General features: G+C 45.5%; 29 protein-coding genes. 3 read left to right on the top strand and 26 right to left on the bottom strand.

All coding sequences use genetic code 11. The features are described from left to right. Positions 1 to 11 precede the first annotated feature (11 nt). On the top strand, positions 12 to 587 hold the full coding sequence (locus tag VOR_RS0105825) for a Crp/Fnr family transcriptional regulator (protein ID WP_010318787.1): 576 nt from the start codon (positions 12 to 14) through the stop codon (positions 585 to 587). A 33-nt stretch (positions 588 to 620) separates the two neighbouring features. Here the strand turns inward: VOR_RS0105825 and dbpA are convergent, their stop codons facing one another. Further along, a complete protein-coding gene (gene dbpA / locus VOR_RS0105820; RefSeq protein ID WP_010318786.1) occupies positions 621 to 2006 on the bottom strand; it encodes an ATP-dependent RNA helicase DbpA in 1386 nt (461 codons plus the stop codon). A gap of 177 nt (positions 2007 to 2183) precedes the next feature. On the opposite strand from dbpA, the gene VOR_RS0105815 reads away from it, so the two are divergent. Next, on the top strand, positions 2184 to 2636 hold the full coding sequence (locus VOR_RS0105815) for a GNAT family N-acetyltransferase (protein ID WP_010318785.1): 453 nt from the start codon (positions 2184 to 2186) through the stop codon (positions 2634 to 2636). Between the two features lie 22 nt (positions 2637 to 2658). On the opposite strand, the gene VOR_RS0105810 is transcribed toward VOR_RS0105815, so the two are convergent. Then, positions 2659 to 3222, bottom strand: coding sequence for a LysM-like peptidoglycan-binding domain-containing protein (locus VOR_RS0105810; protein WP_010318784.1), 564 nt, complete (start codon positions 3220 to 3222; stop codon positions 2659 to 2661). 235 nt (positions 3223 to 3457) lie between these two features. Between VOR_RS0105810 and bamJ the strand changes: the two genes are divergently transcribed. Further along, entirely contained in the window at positions 3458 to 4078 is a 621-nt protein-coding gene (gene bamJ, locus VOR_RS0105805; RefSeq protein ID WP_010318783.1) for a BamJ family beta-barrel-assembly machinery protein, read from the top strand. A 152-nt stretch (positions 4079 to 4230) separates the two neighbouring features. On the opposite strand, the gene rplQ is transcribed toward bamJ, so the two are convergent. The 24 genes from rplQ to rplB form a co-directional block, all read right to left on the bottom strand. Then, positions 4231 to 4617 carry a 50S ribosomal protein L17 gene (rplQ, locus tag VOR_RS0105800; protein WP_010318782.1) on the bottom strand — a complete coding sequence of 129 codons (387 nt, stop codon included), beginning with the start codon at positions 4615 to 4617 and terminating at the stop codon, positions 4231 to 4233. A gap of 26 nt (positions 4618 to 4643) precedes the next feature. Further along, positions 4644 to 5636, bottom strand: a complete 993-nt coding sequence (locus tag VOR_RS0105795; protein ID WP_010318781.1) for a DNA-directed RNA polymerase subunit alpha — start codon at positions 5634 to 5636, stop codon at positions 4644 to 4646. Positions 5637 to 5659: 23 nt separating this feature from the next. Next, on the bottom strand, positions 5660 to 6280 hold the full coding sequence (gene rpsD, locus VOR_RS0105790) for a 30S ribosomal protein S4 (RefSeq protein WP_010318780.1): 621 nt from the start codon (positions 6278 to 6280) through the stop codon (positions 5660 to 5662). 27 nt (positions 6281 to 6307) lie between these two features. Further along, positions 6308 to 6697, bottom strand: a complete 390-nt coding sequence (rpsK, locus tag VOR_RS0105785; RefSeq protein WP_001118870.1) for a 30S ribosomal protein S11 — start codon at positions 6695 to 6697, stop codon at positions 6308 to 6310. A gap of 20 nt (positions 6698 to 6717) precedes the next feature. Continuing rightward, positions 6718 to 7074, bottom strand: coding sequence for a 30S ribosomal protein S13 (rpsM, locus tag VOR_RS0105780; RefSeq protein ID WP_010318779.1), 357 nt, complete (start codon positions 7072 to 7074; stop codon positions 6718 to 6720). A gap of 147 nt (positions 7075 to 7221) precedes the next feature. Beyond that, complete coding sequence (gene rpmJ / locus VOR_RS0105775) at positions 7222 to 7335, bottom strand: 50S ribosomal protein L36 (RefSeq protein WP_000868186.1); 114 nt, start codon at positions 7333 to 7335, stop codon at positions 7222 to 7224. Positions 7336 to 7362: 27 nt separating this feature from the next. After that, positions 7363 to 8697, bottom strand: a complete 1335-nt coding sequence (gene secY / locus VOR_RS0105770; protein WP_010318778.1) for a preprotein translocase subunit SecY — start codon at positions 8695 to 8697, stop codon at positions 7363 to 7365. Positions 8698 to 8717: 20 nt separating this feature from the next. Further along, on the bottom strand, positions 8718 to 9152 hold the full coding sequence (gene rplO / locus VOR_RS0105765) for a 50S ribosomal protein L15 (RefSeq protein ID WP_010318777.1): 435 nt from the start codon (positions 9150 to 9152) through the stop codon (positions 8718 to 8720). Between the two features lie 5 nt (positions 9153 to 9157). Further along, positions 9158 to 9334 (bottom strand): 50S ribosomal protein L30, encoded by a 177-nt coding sequence (gene rpmD, locus VOR_RS0105760; RefSeq protein WP_010318776.1) that lies wholly within the window; start codon positions 9332 to 9334, stop codon positions 9158 to 9160. 5 nt (positions 9335 to 9339) lie between these two features. Beyond that, positions 9340 to 9840, bottom strand: a complete 501-nt coding sequence (rpsE, locus tag VOR_RS0105755; RefSeq protein ID WP_010318775.1) for a 30S ribosomal protein S5 — start codon at positions 9838 to 9840, stop codon at positions 9340 to 9342. Between the two features lie 14 nt (positions 9841 to 9854). Further along, a complete protein-coding gene (gene rplR, locus VOR_RS0105750; RefSeq protein ID WP_010318774.1) occupies positions 9855 to 10208 on the bottom strand; it encodes a 50S ribosomal protein L18 in 354 nt (117 codons plus the stop codon). A gap of 9 nt (positions 10209 to 10217) precedes the next feature. Further along, entirely contained in the window at positions 10218 to 10751 is a 534-nt protein-coding gene (rplF, locus tag VOR_RS0105745; RefSeq protein WP_010318773.1) for a 50S ribosomal protein L6, read from the bottom strand. Positions 10752 to 10761: 10 nt separating this feature from the next. Further along, positions 10762 to 11154: a 30S ribosomal protein S8 gene (gene rpsH / locus VOR_RS0105740; protein ID WP_010318772.1), complete on the bottom strand. Its 393-nt coding sequence runs from the start codon at positions 11152 to 11154 to the stop codon at positions 10762 to 10764. 29 nt (positions 11155 to 11183) lie between these two features. Beyond that, on the bottom strand, positions 11184 to 11489 hold the full coding sequence (gene rpsN, locus VOR_RS0105735; RefSeq protein WP_010318771.1) for a 30S ribosomal protein S14: 306 nt from the start codon (positions 11487 to 11489) through the stop codon (positions 11184 to 11186). Between the two features lie 17 nt (positions 11490 to 11506). Further along, a complete protein-coding gene (rplE, locus tag VOR_RS0105730; RefSeq protein WP_010318770.1) occupies positions 11507 to 12046 on the bottom strand; it encodes a 50S ribosomal protein L5 in 540 nt (179 codons plus the stop codon). Between the two features lie 24 nt (positions 12047 to 12070). Beyond that, complete coding sequence (gene rplX / locus VOR_RS0105725) at positions 12071 to 12388, bottom strand: 50S ribosomal protein L24 (protein WP_010318769.1); 318 nt, start codon at positions 12386 to 12388, stop codon at positions 12071 to 12073. 12 nt (positions 12389 to 12400) lie between these two features. Beyond that, positions 12401 to 12772, bottom strand: coding sequence for a 50S ribosomal protein L14 (rplN, locus tag VOR_RS0105720; protein WP_010318768.1), 372 nt, complete (start codon positions 12770 to 12772; stop codon positions 12401 to 12403). Between the two features lie 160 nt (positions 12773 to 12932). Then, positions 12933 to 13187, bottom strand: coding sequence for a 30S ribosomal protein S17 (gene rpsQ, locus VOR_RS0105715; RefSeq protein ID WP_010318767.1), 255 nt, complete (start codon positions 13185 to 13187; stop codon positions 12933 to 12935). Next, positions 13187 to 13378, bottom strand: coding sequence for a 50S ribosomal protein L29 (gene rpmC / locus VOR_RS0105710; protein ID WP_010318766.1), 192 nt, complete (start codon positions 13376 to 13378; stop codon positions 13187 to 13189). Before rpmC ends, rpsQ begins: the two co-directional genes overlap by 1 nt. Then, positions 13378 to 13788: a 50S ribosomal protein L16 gene (gene rplP / locus VOR_RS0105705; RefSeq protein ID WP_010318765.1), complete on the bottom strand. Its 411-nt coding sequence runs from the start codon at positions 13786 to 13788 to the stop codon at positions 13378 to 13380. The genes rpmC and rplP overlap by 1 nt, the downstream gene beginning before the upstream one ends. Positions 13789 to 13799: 11 nt before the next feature. Continuing rightward, a complete protein-coding gene (gene rpsC / locus VOR_RS0105700) occupies positions 13800 to 14498 on the bottom strand; it encodes a 30S ribosomal protein S3 (RefSeq protein WP_010318764.1) in 699 nt (232 codons plus the stop codon). Between the two features lie 19 nt (positions 14499 to 14517). Beyond that, positions 14518 to 14850 carry a 50S ribosomal protein L22 gene (gene rplV / locus VOR_RS0105695; RefSeq protein ID WP_010318763.1) on the bottom strand — a complete coding sequence of 111 codons (333 nt, stop codon included), beginning with the start codon at positions 14848 to 14850 and terminating at the stop codon, positions 14518 to 14520. Positions 14851 to 14860: 10 nt separating this feature from the next. After that, positions 14861 to 15139, bottom strand: coding sequence for a 30S ribosomal protein S19 (rpsS, locus tag VOR_RS0105690; protein WP_010318762.1), 279 nt, complete (start codon positions 15137 to 15139; stop codon positions 14861 to 14863). A gap of 20 nt (positions 15140 to 15159) precedes the next feature. Further along, a complete protein-coding gene (rplB, locus tag VOR_RS0105685; protein ID WP_010318761.1) occupies positions 15160 to 15984 on the bottom strand; it encodes a 50S ribosomal protein L2 in 825 nt (274 codons plus the stop codon). Between the last annotated feature and the right edge of the window lie 2 nt (positions 15985 to 15986).

Genomic DNA, 15986 nt, shown 5'->3' with positions numbered 1-15986 from the left:
TCCTTTTTGATATGCATGCAGAGTTTCAACACCAGTTATCGCGAATCGGCTTTGAACAAGATGAAATCGAATATTTACTTACACGTTGTAAGCTTTTAGAGCTACCAACGCGGCATATATTAGTTCAGCAAGGTGAATGCCTACAACGGATCTATTTTGTTCTAGACGGAGTGTGCCACGCTTGCTATCTCACCGAGCAGGGGAAATCATTTAGTAAAGAATTTTATTGGGCGCAAGATTGGATTATTGGCTTTGAGAGTGTCATCAGGAATAAGCCGTCCCCATACTTGCTAGAAAGCTTAACACCGATCCGATTGGTTGAGCTACCGATCGACATTTTACACGCGTGGCGTGAAATGCAGCATCCGCTGTATCTTAAATTAGTCGAAGCTCAGCTGATGCATAAAGAAAACAAAGAACGATTCATGCTGCTACATACGCCAGCAGAGCGGTACCAGCTTTTTACTGAACATTTTGCTCCCCTCAAAGTGCACATTACAGATAGTCAACTTGCGGCCTATCTGGGCATAACCCCCATCAGTTTGAGTAGAATTAAAGCACGCCTAAACGCCAAAACCAGCGAATAACTCACTGGTTTTGGATATCGGAACAAAAAGCATCTATTTCAAAAGACGTGCTCTAAATTGGCGTCCTTTCATCTTGCCAGTTTCCATTTTCTTCAGCGCTTTTTTCGCCACCGATTTATGGACTGCAACGTAGCTGCGCATCGGTAACATGTTAATTTTACCGACATATTGACCGTCAATACCGTCGTTACTGGTCAACGCCCCTAGAATATCTCCCGGGCGCACTTTCTGCTTTTTACCGCCATCAATCTGGATAGTGACCATATTGGCTTGATAAGGCGCGTTGTTTAGCGCACTGGCATCAGGCAATTTAGCGGGTTCGATGGGCATATCCATATATTCATCAATCATCGCCACGCGGTGCATTTCACTGTCACTGAAGAAGCTAAAAGCTAAACCTTTGCTGCCCGCTCGGCCAGTACGCCCAATGCGGTGCACGTGCACTTCAGGATCACGTGATAACTCAAAGTTAAATACCGCATCTAAGTTATCCACATCAAGGCCGCGTGCCGCCACATCGGTGGCAACTAAAATGGAGATACTTTTATTAGCAAACTGCACCAAAGCTTGGTCACGGTCACGCTGCTCTAAGTCACCATGCAGTTCCACCACACTAAAGCCCTTGTGATGTAGATCTTCAGCAACACTTTGTACTTCTTTCTTTGTATTACAGAACACCACGGCAGATTCAGGCTGATGGTGTAAAAGCAGCAGTTCTAACGCGCGATCACGCGCCTCTGTACCCTCTACTTTATAAAAATATTGCTGAATGCTCGACGTATCATGGGTGGATTCAACTTTGACCATTTCAGGCTCACGCATAATCCGCTGCGCAATTTCTTTGATTTGATTGGGGAACGTCGCACTAAACAGCAATGTTTGGCGGCTGGTTGGCGTTTCATTGATGATCGCATCCAACGCTTCTTGGAAACCCATCTCGAGCATTCGGTCCGCTTCATCAAGCACTAACGTATTGAGTTCAGAAAGATCGATACGACCTTTGTCTAAATGGTCAAGAATACGCCCCGGAGTACCAACCAAAATGTGTGCGCCGTGCTCTAACGAACCAATTTGTGGCCCCATTGGCATGCCGCCACATAAGGTGAGCACTTTGATATTATGAATGGCGCGGCCGAGTGTGCGAATATCCGTTGCGACTTGATCGGCTAACTCACGGGTTGGACACAACACCAATGCTTGAACGCGAAAACGCTTAACGTTGAGGTTAGATAATACACCTAAACCAAACGCTGCCGTTTTTCCTGAGCCTGTTTTTCCTTGGCCAATCACATCCTTACCCGCCAAAATGGTTGGCAAGCTTAACGCCTGAATCGGCGTCATCTTGGTGTATCCCAAAGTATCGAGGTTAGAAAGAAGTTCGGGTTGTAGATTTACCGTTGAAAAAGAGAGATTACTCAAGAGACCGTCCTTTCGTTAGACGAAAATTAAACGCCTATTATCGTTATTTAACCTCGTGTGGCTAGTGAATCTTTATTTATCATTCATCAAGTTTACCGTTCACCCTTAACCTTTGTTAATGAATCATGCACTTAAGCTTGATAGAGTAACGACATCCATTTTTAAAGGGACACTACGATGATTACTTGGCACTGTCTTTCATTCTCACAATTAACCACTCATCAACTTTATGCGCTACTTAAACTGCGCGTCGATGTTTTTGTGGTCGAACAAACCTGTCCTTACCCTGAGTTGGATAATAAAGATATTCAGCCGGGTGTTTTCCATTTAATTGGCGAACAGGGACAGCAGATTGTTGCCTGCGCGCGCTTGCTCCCTGCTGGGATTAGCTACCCAAGTGTCAGTATTGGTCGCATTGCAACCCAAAAAGAAGCGAGAGGAAATGGCCTTGGACACCAATTAATGCAGCAAGCATTAGCCGAATGCCAGAAGCTGTGGCCCAATCAAGATATTGAGATTGGTGCACAGCACTATCTTGCTAACTTCTATCAAAATTATGGTTTTCAGCCGACATCAGAGATGTATCTTGAAGATGATATTCCACATCTCGATATGAAACTCAGAAAGTAAATAACGCTATTTAATCAAGCGCTTATTTACTGCGACCAAAACCGCCATCTGAGCGCCTGAAAAACATCACTGATTGAGTGTTTTTTTCAAGTTGCAGAATATCGAGCTGTCCATCAGCCGCGAGTTTGAAGCGAACTAATTGGCCTTGGGTAATTTGGCTGAGCGGTTTGTCATTGCCTTCAATTTTGACTAAGGCATTGAGATCAGACATAGGTAAATCATTTGCCCGAAAAACCTGCGACAGAGTATCTCCATTTTTAACCGTGTACTCTCGCCAAGCATCAGATTTAAGCTCGGTTTGCTGAAGCGTTTTTTGTTCACTCAACCCAACCGTATTAATGCTGATTTCCACACGCTCACTACTTTTCGGTACAGAGGTCTGCTCTGTTCGCTCAGGAAAAGGAATAATAATGAGCAAACACACTACTGGAACGATCGCTAATAAAGCGCGCTGGTGAAGCTTAGGCAGCGCCAGCCAAACAGTGCGAACACGCACACTAAGGTCACGCCAATCGAGTCTATCCCATTGTTGTTGAATAGATGCTAAATAATCGGTTTTCGGTTTGTTCTTGTGACGACGATTCATCTTAACCCGTCTCCTTTTCTGTCGAGCTACAGTATAAAAACTCAAGAGGGATCAGTATAGAGCCAAGGTGGCGATAACGTAAACGTTGACACAATCTTGAACATTTTTCTTTGGGATCTGCGATTTGTCACAACCTGAAGGTTCAATATTGGATATTTCCCATTAGCATTTCATCCCATGCTTGAAACTGATATCCTTTGGCCCTTGTTTATTTACATAAAAAGAGTGACTGTTTATGTCTGAAGTAAAATTTGACACTGTAGAGCAAAAAGCAAGCTACGGTATCGGTCTACAAATGGGCCAACAACTTGCGGGTAGTGGTCTAGAAGGACTTAACGTTGACGCAATCGCCGCAGGTATCGCAACCGCATTAGTAGGCGACATGCCATCAATTGAAATTGATGAAATCAATAATGCACTGCAAGAGTTGCACATGCGTGCAGAATCTCTACGCCAAGAAGCTGCCAAAGCAGCCGCAGCCGACGGTGAAGTATTCTTAACAGATAACGCACTACGCCCTGAAGTGACCGTTCTTGAATCTGGTCTACAGTACGAAATTCTTACAGAAGGTACGGGTGATATCCCGACATCTGACAAGCAAGTACGTGTTCATTACCACGGTGAATTGACTGACGGTACAGTATTTGATAGCTCTGTATCTCGCGGTCAACCGGCTGAATTCCCAGTAACAGGTGTAATCAAAGGTTGGGTAGAAGCACTACAACTGATGCCTGTGGGTTCAAAATGGAAACTCTATATTCCACAAGATCTAGCCTACGGTGAGCGTGGCGCTGGTGCTGCAATTCCTCCTTTTGCAGCTCTTGTATTTGAAGTTGAACTACTCGATATCCTATAAGATAGCCTTGTAGTGAATGACCCAAGGTTGGCAATTGCCAACCTTTTTTGTATAAAATAAAAACGATGATCTACTTTATTCCAGATATAAAAAAATTCCAGATACAAAAAAGCCGAGTATCACTACTCGGCTTTTTAAATTATACGAACTGATTACTCAGCCGTAGCTTCTACAGCTACTTCTGGGCGATCGACAAGCTCAATGTATGCCATTGGAGCTTTATCACCAGTACGGAAACCGCACTTTAGGATACGTGTGTAGCCGCCTTGGCGAGCTGCAAAACGTGGACCTAGTTCGTTAAATAGTTTTGCCACAACTTCGTTATCACGAGTGCGAGCAAATGCTAGACGACGGTTTGCAACACTGTCAGTCTTAGCTAGTGTAATCAAAGGCTCAACGACGCGACGTAGCTCTTTTGCTTTTGGCAAAGTAGTCTTGATAACTTCATGACGTACTAGAGAGCTAGCCATGTTGCTGAACATCGCTTTGCGATGACTGCTGTTGCGGTTGAGTTGACGACCACTCTTACGATGGCGCATGACCTAATCCTTCTAACTAGTATCGATTAATCTTCAGCGATAGACGCTGGCGGCCAGTTCTCTAGGCGCATGCCCAAAGATAGACCACGTGATGCAAGCACGTCTTTAATCTCTGTAAGAGATTTCTTACCAAGGTTTGGCGTTTTAAGTAGCTCAACCTCAGTGCGCTGTACTAGATCACCGATGTAGTGAATCGCTTCTGCTTTCAGACAGTTAGCAGAGCGAACTGTTAGTTCAAGATCGTCTACAGGACGCAGTAGGATTGGATCGAATTCTGGCTTCTCTTCCTTCTCCTCAGGTACACGTACATCACGAAGATCTACGAACGCATCCAATTGCTCAGCAAGAATAGTTGCTGCACGACGGATTGCTTCCTCAGGTTCTAGAGTACCGTTCGTTTCCATATCGATAACGAGCTTGTCTAAATCAGTACGCTGTTCTACACGAGCGGCTTCCACAGAGTAGGCAATTTTGTCTACTGGGCTGTAAGTAGCATCTACAAGTAGACGACCGATTGGACGCTCATCTTCTTCAGTATGGATACGAGCTGAAGCTGGAACATAACCACGACCACGTTCTACTTTGATACGCATAGCGATCTCAGCGTTGTCATCCGTTAGATGACAAATCACGTGCTCAGGGTTAGTGATCTCTACATCACCATCATGGGTGATGTCACCTGCAACAACAGGGCCCGAGCCTGATTTGTTTAGCGTAATGAACACTTCATCTTTGCCTTCGGCAACGCGAACAGCCAAACCTTTTAGGTTCAGAAGGATCTCAAGGATATCTTCTTGAATGCCTTCTTTGGTGCTGTACTCGTGTAGTACGCCTTCAATCTCCACTTCAGTTACAGCACAACCTGGCATTGAAGATAGAAGAATACGGCGAAGTGCATTACCCAGAGTATGGCCGAAACCACGCTCTAACGGCTCAAGAGTTACTTTTGCGTGTGTCGTGCTAATCTGTTCGATATCAACAAGACGTGGCTTAAGAAATTCTGTTACAGAACCCTGCATTGTGTCCTCTCTTTAGTTTAACCTTACTTAGAGTAAAGCTCGACGATCAATTGTTCGTTGATGTCAGCTGACAGGTCAGAACGCTCAGGCATACGCTTGAATGTACCTTCCATTTGGCCGCCATCTACTTCAATCCAAGTTGGTTTTTCGCGTTGTTCAGCAACTTCTAGAGCTGCTTTAATGCGAGATTGCTTTTTAGCTTTCTCACGGATTGCAACAACGTCGTTAGCCGCAACATTGAAAGAAGGAACGTTTACAACTTTACCGTTAACTAGGATAGCTTTGTGGCTTACTAGCTGACGTGCTTCTGCGCGAGTAGCGCCAAAGCCCATGCGGTAAACTACGTTATCAAGACGACCTTCAAGAAGCTGAAGTAGGTTTTCACCCGTATTGCCTTTAAGACGCGCAGCTTCTTTGTAGTAGTTACGGAATTGTTTTTCTAGAACGCCGTAGATACGACGAACTTTTTGCTTCTCACGAAGCTGAACACCGTACTCAGATAGACGACCGCGACGAGCGCCGTGTACACCTGGTGCGTTGTCAATTTTACACTTGGTATCAATCGCACGAATGCCTGACTTAAGGAACAAGTCAGTACCTTCGCGGCGGCTAAGCTTCAGCTTAGGACCCAAATATCTTGCCATGATCTTTCTCCAATCTTCCTAGAAACGTTATACGCGGCGTTTCTTAGGTGGACGACAACCGTTATGAGGGATTGGTGTCGCATCAACAATGTTAGTGATACGGAAACCAGCAGCGTTCAGTGCGCGAACAGTTGATTCACGACCTGGACCTGGACCCTTAACCATAACCTCTAGGTTCTTAAGGCCGTATTCTTTAGCCATTTCAGCACAACGTTCAGCAGCAACCTGTGCAGCGAACGGAGTAGACTTACGAGAACCGCGGAAACCAGAACCACCAGCAGTTGCCCACGCTAGAGCATTACCTTGACGGTCTGTGATAGTTACGATTGTGTTATTGAAAGATGCATGGATGTGCGCTACGCCATCAGCAACTTGCTTGCGTACACGCTTACGTGCGCGAGTTGGTTGTTTTGCCATTGTACTCTATACCCTTCCGACTATTTCTTGATCGGTTTACGCGGACCCTTACGGGTACGAGCGTTGGTTTTAGTACGCTGTCCACGTAGTGGTAGACTGCGACGATGACGAAGACCACGGTAACAGCCAAGGTCCATAAGACGCTTGATGTTCATGGAAACTTCACGACGAAGATCACCCTCTACAGTGTATTTAGCTACACCATCACGCAGTAGATCGATCTGCTCTTCAGTTAGTTCACTGATCTTAACACTTTCAGCAATACCCAAATCAGCTAAGATAGCTTTTGAACGGGTCTTACCGATGCCATAGATTGCAGTTAATGCAATTACAGCATGCTTCTGATCAGGAATGTTAATGCCTGCTATACGGGCCACTATTCACTCCTAGTACTTATATAAGAAATTATCCGCAGCAAAGCCCGTCGAGGATACGCTGCGGCATACTACTTCTTTTGCACACAAAAGGTAGGCCGAGGAATATACTCGACCGACCTTTATATTTCAAGTAAAAATTTCTGCTAATTAGCCTTGGCGCTGCTTGTGCTTTGGCTCACTGCAAATCACGCGAACGACACCGTTACGCTTGATTACTTTACAGTTACGACAGATTTTTTTAACGGAAGCACGAACTTTCATTGCTAAACTCCGTAAGTGAAATCTGAATTAACGGCCGTAGCCCTTCAGATTTGCTTTTTTCAACACAGAATCATACTGCTGGGACATCATATGAGTCTGTACCTGTGCCATAAAGTCCATAATCACAACCACTACGATAAGTAGTGATGTACCGCCGAAGTAGAAACGTACGTTCCACGCGACCATCATGAACTCGGGAATCAGACAGATAAAGGTAATGTATAGAGCACCGGCTAAGGTTAATCTTGTCATTACTTTATCGATGTATCTCGCTGTCTGCTCACCTGGGCGGATGCCGGGTACGAACGCACCGGACTTCTTCAAGTTATCCGCTGTTTCACGAGGGTTAAAAACCAACGCTGTGTAAAAGAAACAGAATAAAATAATCGCCGCTGCATAAAGCATAACGTACAGAGGTTGACCTGGGCTAAGAGCCAAAGACACATCAGTTAACCAACCGAATGTGCTGCTCTCACCATTTTGGCCAAACCACTGGGCTAATGTTCCTGGGAACAAAATAATGCTCGATGCAAAAATTGCAGGTATTACACCCGCCATATTAATTTTCAATGGCAAGTGAGTACTTTGCGCTGCAAATACTTTACGACCTTGTTGACGCTTTGCATAGTTAACGACAATACGACGTTGACCACGCTCCATGAAAACAACGAAATAAATCACAGCAAAAGCAAGTACCGCAATTAACAACAGAAGAAGCACATGCAATTCACCTTGACGCGCTTGCTCAATCGTTTGTCCGACTGCCGAAGGCAATCCAGCAACAATACCTGCAAAAATCAAAATGGAAATACCATTTCCTATTCCACGCTCAGTAATTTGTTCACCTAACCACATTAAGAACATGGTGCCAGTTACTAAACTCACGGTAGCAATCAGGGTAAACATGGTTTGGTCGATAACAACCAGATTGTTGACCATGTTTGGTAAGCCTGTTGCGATACCAATAGCTTGGAATATTGCAAGTACAAGCGTGCCATAACGCGTATATTGGCTAATCTTACGACGCCCTGCCTCACCCTCTTTCTTGAGTTCGGCTAACGCTGGATGAACTACAGTTAGCAATTGGACAACAATTGACGCCGAAATATACGGCATGATGCCCAATGCTAAGATAGATGCACGCGAAAGAGCACCACCGGAGAACATGTTAAACATTTCAACGATGGTACCTTTTTGCTGTTCGAACAAATCGGCAAGTACAGCTGCGTCAATACCAGGAATCGGCACAAAAGAACCGGCTCGGAATACTAAAAGTGCACCAATTACGAATAATAAGCGCGACTTTAGTTCACTTAAGCCGCTCTGAGCACTACGAAAATCTTGTCCTGGTTTCTTAGCCATCTGTACCTCGTTCCTCGAGATTATTCCTCGATTTTACCGCCTGCAGCTTCGATTGCAGCTTTAGCGCCTTTAGTCACGCGAAGACCTTTCACAGTCACTGCTTTGCTAATCTCACCAGAAAGAACAACTTTAACATTTTCGATGTTCTTAGTGATTAGGTTAGCTGCTTTCAAGCTGTTTAGATCGACCACGTCACCCGTAACTTTCGCTAGCTCAGCTAGACGAATTTCAGCAGACACTAGGCTCTTACGAGAAGTGAAACCGAATTTAGGTAGACGTTGTTTTAGAGGCATTTGACCGCCTTCAAAACCTGGACGAACTGTACCGCCAGAACGTGACTTTTGACCTTTGTGACCACGGCCACCTGTTTTACCAAGGCCAGAACCGATACCACGGCCTAGACGCTTAGGAGCGTGCTTAGAACCAGCAGCCGGTGATAGAGTATTCAAACGCATTCTGATTACTCCTCAACTTTAACCATGTAGTAAACCTTGTTGATCATACCGCGTACACACGCTGTATCTTCAAGTTCTACTGTATGGTTGATACGACGAAGGCCTAGACCACGCAAAGTAGCTTTGTGCTTTGGTAGACGACCAATTGAGCTTTTAGTTTGAGTTACTTTAATAGTTGCCATGGTGCTTACTCCGAAATCGCTTCAACAGTGAGACCACGTTTAGCTGCAACCATTTCTGGTGACTTCACATCTACTAGACCAGCAACAGTTGCGCGAACAACGTTGATCGGGTTAGTAGAACCGTACGCTTTCGCAAGTACGTTATGTACACCGGCAACTTCTAGTACAGCACGCATCGCACCACCGGCGATAACACCTGTACCTTCTGCAGCTGGCTGCATGTAAACTTTAGAGCCCGAGTGACGACCTTTCACCGCGTGGTGAAGAGTGCCTTCGTTAAGAGCGATCGTAACCATGTTACGACGCGCTTTTTCCATTGCTTTTTGAATCGCTGCAGGTACTTCACGAGCTTTGCCGTATCCGAAACCTACGCGACCATTACCGTCACCAACTACAGTTAGCGCAGTAAAGCTCATGATTCGACCACCTTTAACCGTTTTAGAAACACGGTTAACTGCGATTAACTTCTCTTGCAAATCACTAGCTTGTTGTTGTTCTTTAGCCATCTTCCAACCCTACCTTAGAATTTCAGACCAGCTTCGCGAGCAGATTCTGCTAGCGCCGCTACTCGACCGTGGTATTGGAAACCAGAACGATCAAACGCAACAGCTGATACGCCTTTTTCAAGAGCGCGTTCTGCAATAGCTTTACCTACCGCTTTAGCTGCGTCTACGTTACCGGTGTTCTTAATTAGCTCACGGATCGCTTTTTCTACAGTAGAAGCTGCTGCGATAACCTCAGAGCCGTTTGATGCGATAACCTGAGCGTACACGTGACGAGGAGTACGGTGTACTACTAGGCGAGTTGCACCCAGTTCAGCAATCTTACGACGTGCGCGTGTAGCACGACGGATGCGAGATGCTTTCTTATCCATAGTGTTACCTTACTTCTTCTTAGCTTCTTTACTACGCACATTTTCATCTGCGTAACGGACGCCTTTACCTTTATAAGGTTCTGGCTCACGGTAAGAACGGATGTCAGCCGCAACTTGACCCACTACTTGCTTATCGCAACCAGTTAGGACAATTTCAGTTTGGCTAGGACATTCAGCATTGATACCCGCTGGTAGTTCATGCTCTACAGGGTGTGAGAAGCCTAAAGTAAGACTTACTGAGTTGCCTTTAATGGCAGCACGGTAACCAACACCTTTAAGAACAAGCTTCTTAGTAAAGCCTGCAGTAACACCAACAACCATGTTGTTTACAAGTGCACGAGCAGTACCTGCTTGTGCCCAAGCGTTCGCAACACCTTCACGAGGACCGAAAGTAAGGTTGTTTTCTTCCTGTGCAATAACTACGCCTTTATTCAGGACGCGAGTCAGCTCACCTTTACCACCTTTTACAGTGATTTCTTGGCCGTTTAGTTTCACCTCTACGCCAGCTGGAATAGCAACAGGTGCTTTAGCAACACGAGACATATCCTACTCCTTACGCTACGTAGCAAATGATTTCACCGCCAAGACCTGCTTTGCGAGCAGCACGGTCAGACATCAGACCCTTGGAAGTGGACACCACAGCAACACCCATACCGCCCATCACTGTTGGTAACGCGTCTTTTTTCTTATAAACGCGTAGACCAGGACGTGAAACACGTTGGATTTGCTCGATTACTGGTTTAGCTTGGAAGTACTTAAGAGTAACTTCTAGCTCAGGTTTTACTTCGCCTTCAACAGCGAAATCTGCGATATAACCTTCAGCTTTTAGTAGTGCAGCAATTGCAACTTTAAGCTTTGAAGAAGGCATTTTTACAGCAACTTTATTTGCTGCCTGACCGTTACGAATGCGGGTCAGCATATCCGAAATCGGATCTTGCATGCTCATAAGATTTACTCCAAATGATTAAGTGGCAATTACCAGCTAGCCTTACGAAGTCCAGGAATCTCGCCTTTCATGCAAGCTTCGCGAACTTTGATGCGGCTTAGACCGAACTTACGTAGGAAACCGTGTGGACGACCAGTTTGGTTGCAACGGTTGCGCTGACGTGAAGCACTTGAATCACGTGGAAGAGCTTGCAGTTTAAGAACTGCGTTCCAACGATCTTCTTCAGATGCGTTTACATCGCTAATGGTAGCTTTTAGCATTGCACGCTTTTCTGCGAACTTAGCTACTAGCTTCGCACGTTTTACTTCACGTGCTTTCATTGATTGTTTAGCCATAACAGTAACCCTTCACCTTACTTACGGAATGGGAAGTTAAAGGCAGCCAGCAGAGCACGGCCTTCCTCATCGGTACCAGCAGAAGTCGTGATAGTGATATCAAGACCGCGTACACGATCGACTTTATCGTAGTCGATTTCTGGGAAGATGATTTGCTCGCGAACGCCCATGCTGTAGTTACCGCGTCCGTCAAAAGACTTAGCGCTAACACCACGGAAGTCACGTACACGTGGAAGTGCAATAGAGATTAAACGCTCTAAAAAATCCCACATACGTTCGCCACGCAAGGTTACTTTACAACCAATTGGGTAGCCTTCACGAATTTTGAAACCTGCAACAGATTTACGAGCTTTAGTGATCAATGGTTTTTGACCAGAGATCGTAGCCATATCAGCTGCTGCATTTTCTAATAGTTTCTTATCGTTGATAGCTTCACCAACGCCCATGTTTAGGGTGATTTTATCAATCCTAGGGACTTGCATGACGCTTGTGTAACCGAACTGTTTGGTCAGTTCAGTCACTACAGACGACTTGTAGTAATCATGCAGTTTCGCCATAGTAGAACTCCAAATTACTTCTAATTAGTTAGAAACGATTTCACCGTTAGATTTGAAGAAACGAACTTTTTTGCCGTCTTCAAAACGGAAACCGATACGGTCCGCTTTACCAGTTGCTGCGTTAAAGATTGCAACGTTAGAAGCATCAATAGCTGCTTCTTGTTCAACGATGCCACCTTGTTGACCTAGAGCCGGAACCGGCTTTTGGTGTTTCTTAACAAGGTTGATACCTTCAACGATAACTTTACCAGTTACGAGAACCTTAGTTACTTTACCTTTCTTGCCTTTATCTTTACCAGCAAGAACGATTACTTCGTCATTACGACGGATTTTAGCTGCCATGTGTGCCGCTCCTTACAGAACTTCAGGTGCTAGTGACACGATTTTCATAAATTTCGCATTGCGAAGTTCACGAGTCACTGGACCAAAGATACGTGTACCGATAGGTTGCTCTGTATTATTGTTCAACAATACGCAAGCATTACGGTCGAAGCGAATGACAGAACCGTCTGGACGACGTACGCCTTTACGGGTGCGAACTACCACCGCCTTCAGTACATCACCTTTTTTAACTTTACCGCGAGGAATTGCTTCCTTCACTGTAACTTTGATGATGTCACCGATATGTGCATAACGGCGGTGAGAGCCACCCAGAACCTTAATACACATTACCTTGCGCGCGCCTGAGTTATCAGCTGCATCAAGTGTACTTTGCATTTGGATCATTGTTAGTGCTCCGCTAAATATTAAAACTAGACCCTCTCGGGTCGGGCTGCCTCTTTAAAAGGGACGCGAATTGTACCACCCTTTCCTAGGATTGGGTAGACAAAAAATAAACGGCTCCAAAAAAACTTTGGAGCCGTTTAAAATCATAGAATAACGATGATTACATCTTCGCTTTTTCTATAACTTTAACCAATGTCCAAGACTTAGTCTTAGACAGAGGACGACACTCACGAATCTCAACGGTATCGCCTAGGCCACACTCGTTGTTTTCGTCATGTGCGTGTACTTTAGTCGTACGCTTTACGAATTTACCGTAAATTGGGTGTTTCACCATGCGCTCGATAGCAACAGTGATAGATTTATCCATCTTGTCACTAACAACACGACCTAGTTGAGTACGAGTTTTGTCGCTCATTATTCGCCTGCCTTCTCAGTCAAAACAGTTTTAACGCGTGCGATATCACGGCGTACAGCTTTCAAAGTATGAGTTTGCTGCAGTTGACCAGTTGCTGCTTGCATGCGCAAGTTGAACTGTTCACGTAGCAAATTCAATAGCTCAGCGTTAAGCTCTTCAGCGCTTTTTGCGCGTAGATCTAGTGCTTTCATCACATCACCTGTTTAATTACGAATGTAGTTTTGAATGGCAGTTTACGAGCCGCTAGGCGGAACGCTTCACGTGCCAATTCTTCAGGTACACCGTCCATTTCGTACATAACCTTACCAGGTTGGATTTGGGCTACCCAGTACTCAACGTTACCTTTACCCTTACCTTGACGAACTTCTAGTGGTTTTTCAGTGATTGGCTTATCTGGGAACACACGGATCCAGATTTTACCTTGACGCTTAACGTGACGTGTCATTGCACGACGTGCCGCTTCGATCTGACGAGCAGTTAGACGACCACGTCCAACGGCTTTAAGACCAAATGTACCGAAGCTTACGTCAGTACCTTTAGCTAGACCGCGGTTGCGACCAGTATGAACCTTACGGAACTTAGTGCGTTTAGGTTGTAGCATCAGTCGACTCCTTACTTACGGCCTTTACGCTGCTTCTTAGGCTTGTCAGCCTTTGGCTCTACAGCGTTTGCAGCTGGCATACCACCAAGGATTTCGCCCTTGAAGATCCAAACTTTAACGCCGATCACACCGTATTGGGTGTGAGCCGAAGAAGTTGCGTAATCAATGTCAGCACGTAGAGTGTGTAGAGGCACACGGCCTTCACGGTACCACTCAGAACGTGCAATTTCAGCGCCGCCAAGACGACCGCTTACTTCCACTTTGATACCTTTAGCGCCTAGACGCATAGCATTTTGAACCGCACGCTTCATTGCACGACGGAACATAACGCGACGCTCTAGTTGAGACGCGATGCTATCAGCCACTAATTGGCCGTCTAGCTCAGGTTTACGTACTTCAGCGATGTTAATTTGCGCTGGTACACCTGCAATTTTAGCTACAGCTGCGCGTAGCTTCTCAACGTCTTCACCTTTCTTACCGATAACAACGCCTGGGCGAGCAGTGTGGATAGTCACACGAATGCTCTTAGCAGGACGCTCGATAACGATGCGTGATAGAGACGCTTTTGAAAGTTCCTTAGTAAGGAACTGACGTACCTTGAAGTCGCCGTCTAGGTTGTCAGCGAAATCTTTGGTATTAGCAAACCATGTAGCATTCCAAGGCTTAACGATGCCAAGACGAATACCATTAGGATGTACTTTCTGACCCATTGCTTACTCTCCTAGTCTCTTAGCGGTCTGCTACAACAACAGTGATGTGGCTTGAACGCTTCAAGATACGATCCGCACGGCCTTTTGCACGAGGCATAATACGCTTCATGACCGGGCCCTCATCTACGAAGATTTTAGCGACATTAAGATCGTCGATATCTGCACCTTCGTTGTGTTCTGCGTTAGCGATAGCTGACTCTAGAACTTTCTTAACTAATACAGCCGCTTTTTTGTTGCTGAAAGTTAGAATTTCAATAGCCTGATCCACAGATTTACCACGGATTAGATCTGCAACTAAGCGAGCTTTCTGAGGAGAAATGCGAGCAAAGTTATGTTTAGCAATAGCTTCCATCATTTACTCCTTAGCGCTTCTTAGCTTTCTTATCCGCAGCGTGACCACGGTAAGTACGAGTTGGTGCGAATTCGCCCAGTTTGTGACCGATCATTTCATCAGTGACAAATACTGGAACGTGCTGACGACCATTATGGACAGCGATGGTCAAACCAATCATTGATGGAATGATCATTGAACGACGGGACCAAGTCTTAATAGGCTTTTTGTCTCCGCTTTCCACCGCTTTCTCTACCTTCTTCAGCAAGTGTAGGTCAATAAATGGACCTTTCTTGAGAGAACGTGGCATGGCTTATCCTCTTATATAGATTACTTATTACGACGACGTACGATGTACTTGTCGGTGCGTTTGTTGCTACGAGTCTTGAAGCCCTTAGTAGGCATACCCCAAGGAGATACTGGGTGACGACCACCAGATGTGCGGCCTTCACCACCACCGTGTGGGTGGTCAACCGGGTTCATTACTACACCACGTACAGTTGGACGTACGCCGCGCCAGCGTGAAGCACCAGCTTTACCTAGTTCACGTAGCATGTGCTCAGAGTTACCAACTTCACCGATTGTTGCACGGCCTTCAGAAAGTACTTTGCGCATTTCACCAGAACGTAGACGGATAGTTGCATAAGTAGCGTCGCGAGCGACAAGTTGAGCATATGCACCAGCCGAACGAGCTAGCTGTGCACCTTTACCAGGCTTAAGTTCAACACAGTGGATAGTAGAACCCACTGGGATGTTGCGCATTGGCAGAGTGTTACCTGCTTTAATTGGCGCATCAACACCAGACTGGATTGTATCACCAGCTTGAACACCTTTAGGTGCGATAATGTAACGACGCTCGCCGTCTGCGTACAGAACTAGAGCGATATTTGCGCTACGGTTTGGATCGTATTCTAGACGCTCAACTTTCGCTGGGATGCCATCTTTAGTACGTTTGAAGTCAACCAAACGATAGTGTTGCTTATGACCACCACCGATATGACGTACTGTGATACGACCGTTGTTGTTACGACCACCATTCTTAGAGTTTTTCTCTAGAAGAGGTGCGTATGGCTTACCCTTGTGTAGGTCAGCGTTAACAACTTTAACGACGTGACGACGACCAGGGGAAGTCGGCTTACATTTAACAATAGCCATTA

This window comes from Vibrio ordalii ATCC 33509 (assembly GCA_000257205.1).
GTDB classification, from domain to species: domain Bacteria; phylum Pseudomonadota; class Gammaproteobacteria; order Enterobacterales; family Vibrionaceae; genus Vibrio; species Vibrio ordalii.
This window is presented reverse-complemented; position numbering and strand designations above follow the sequence as displayed.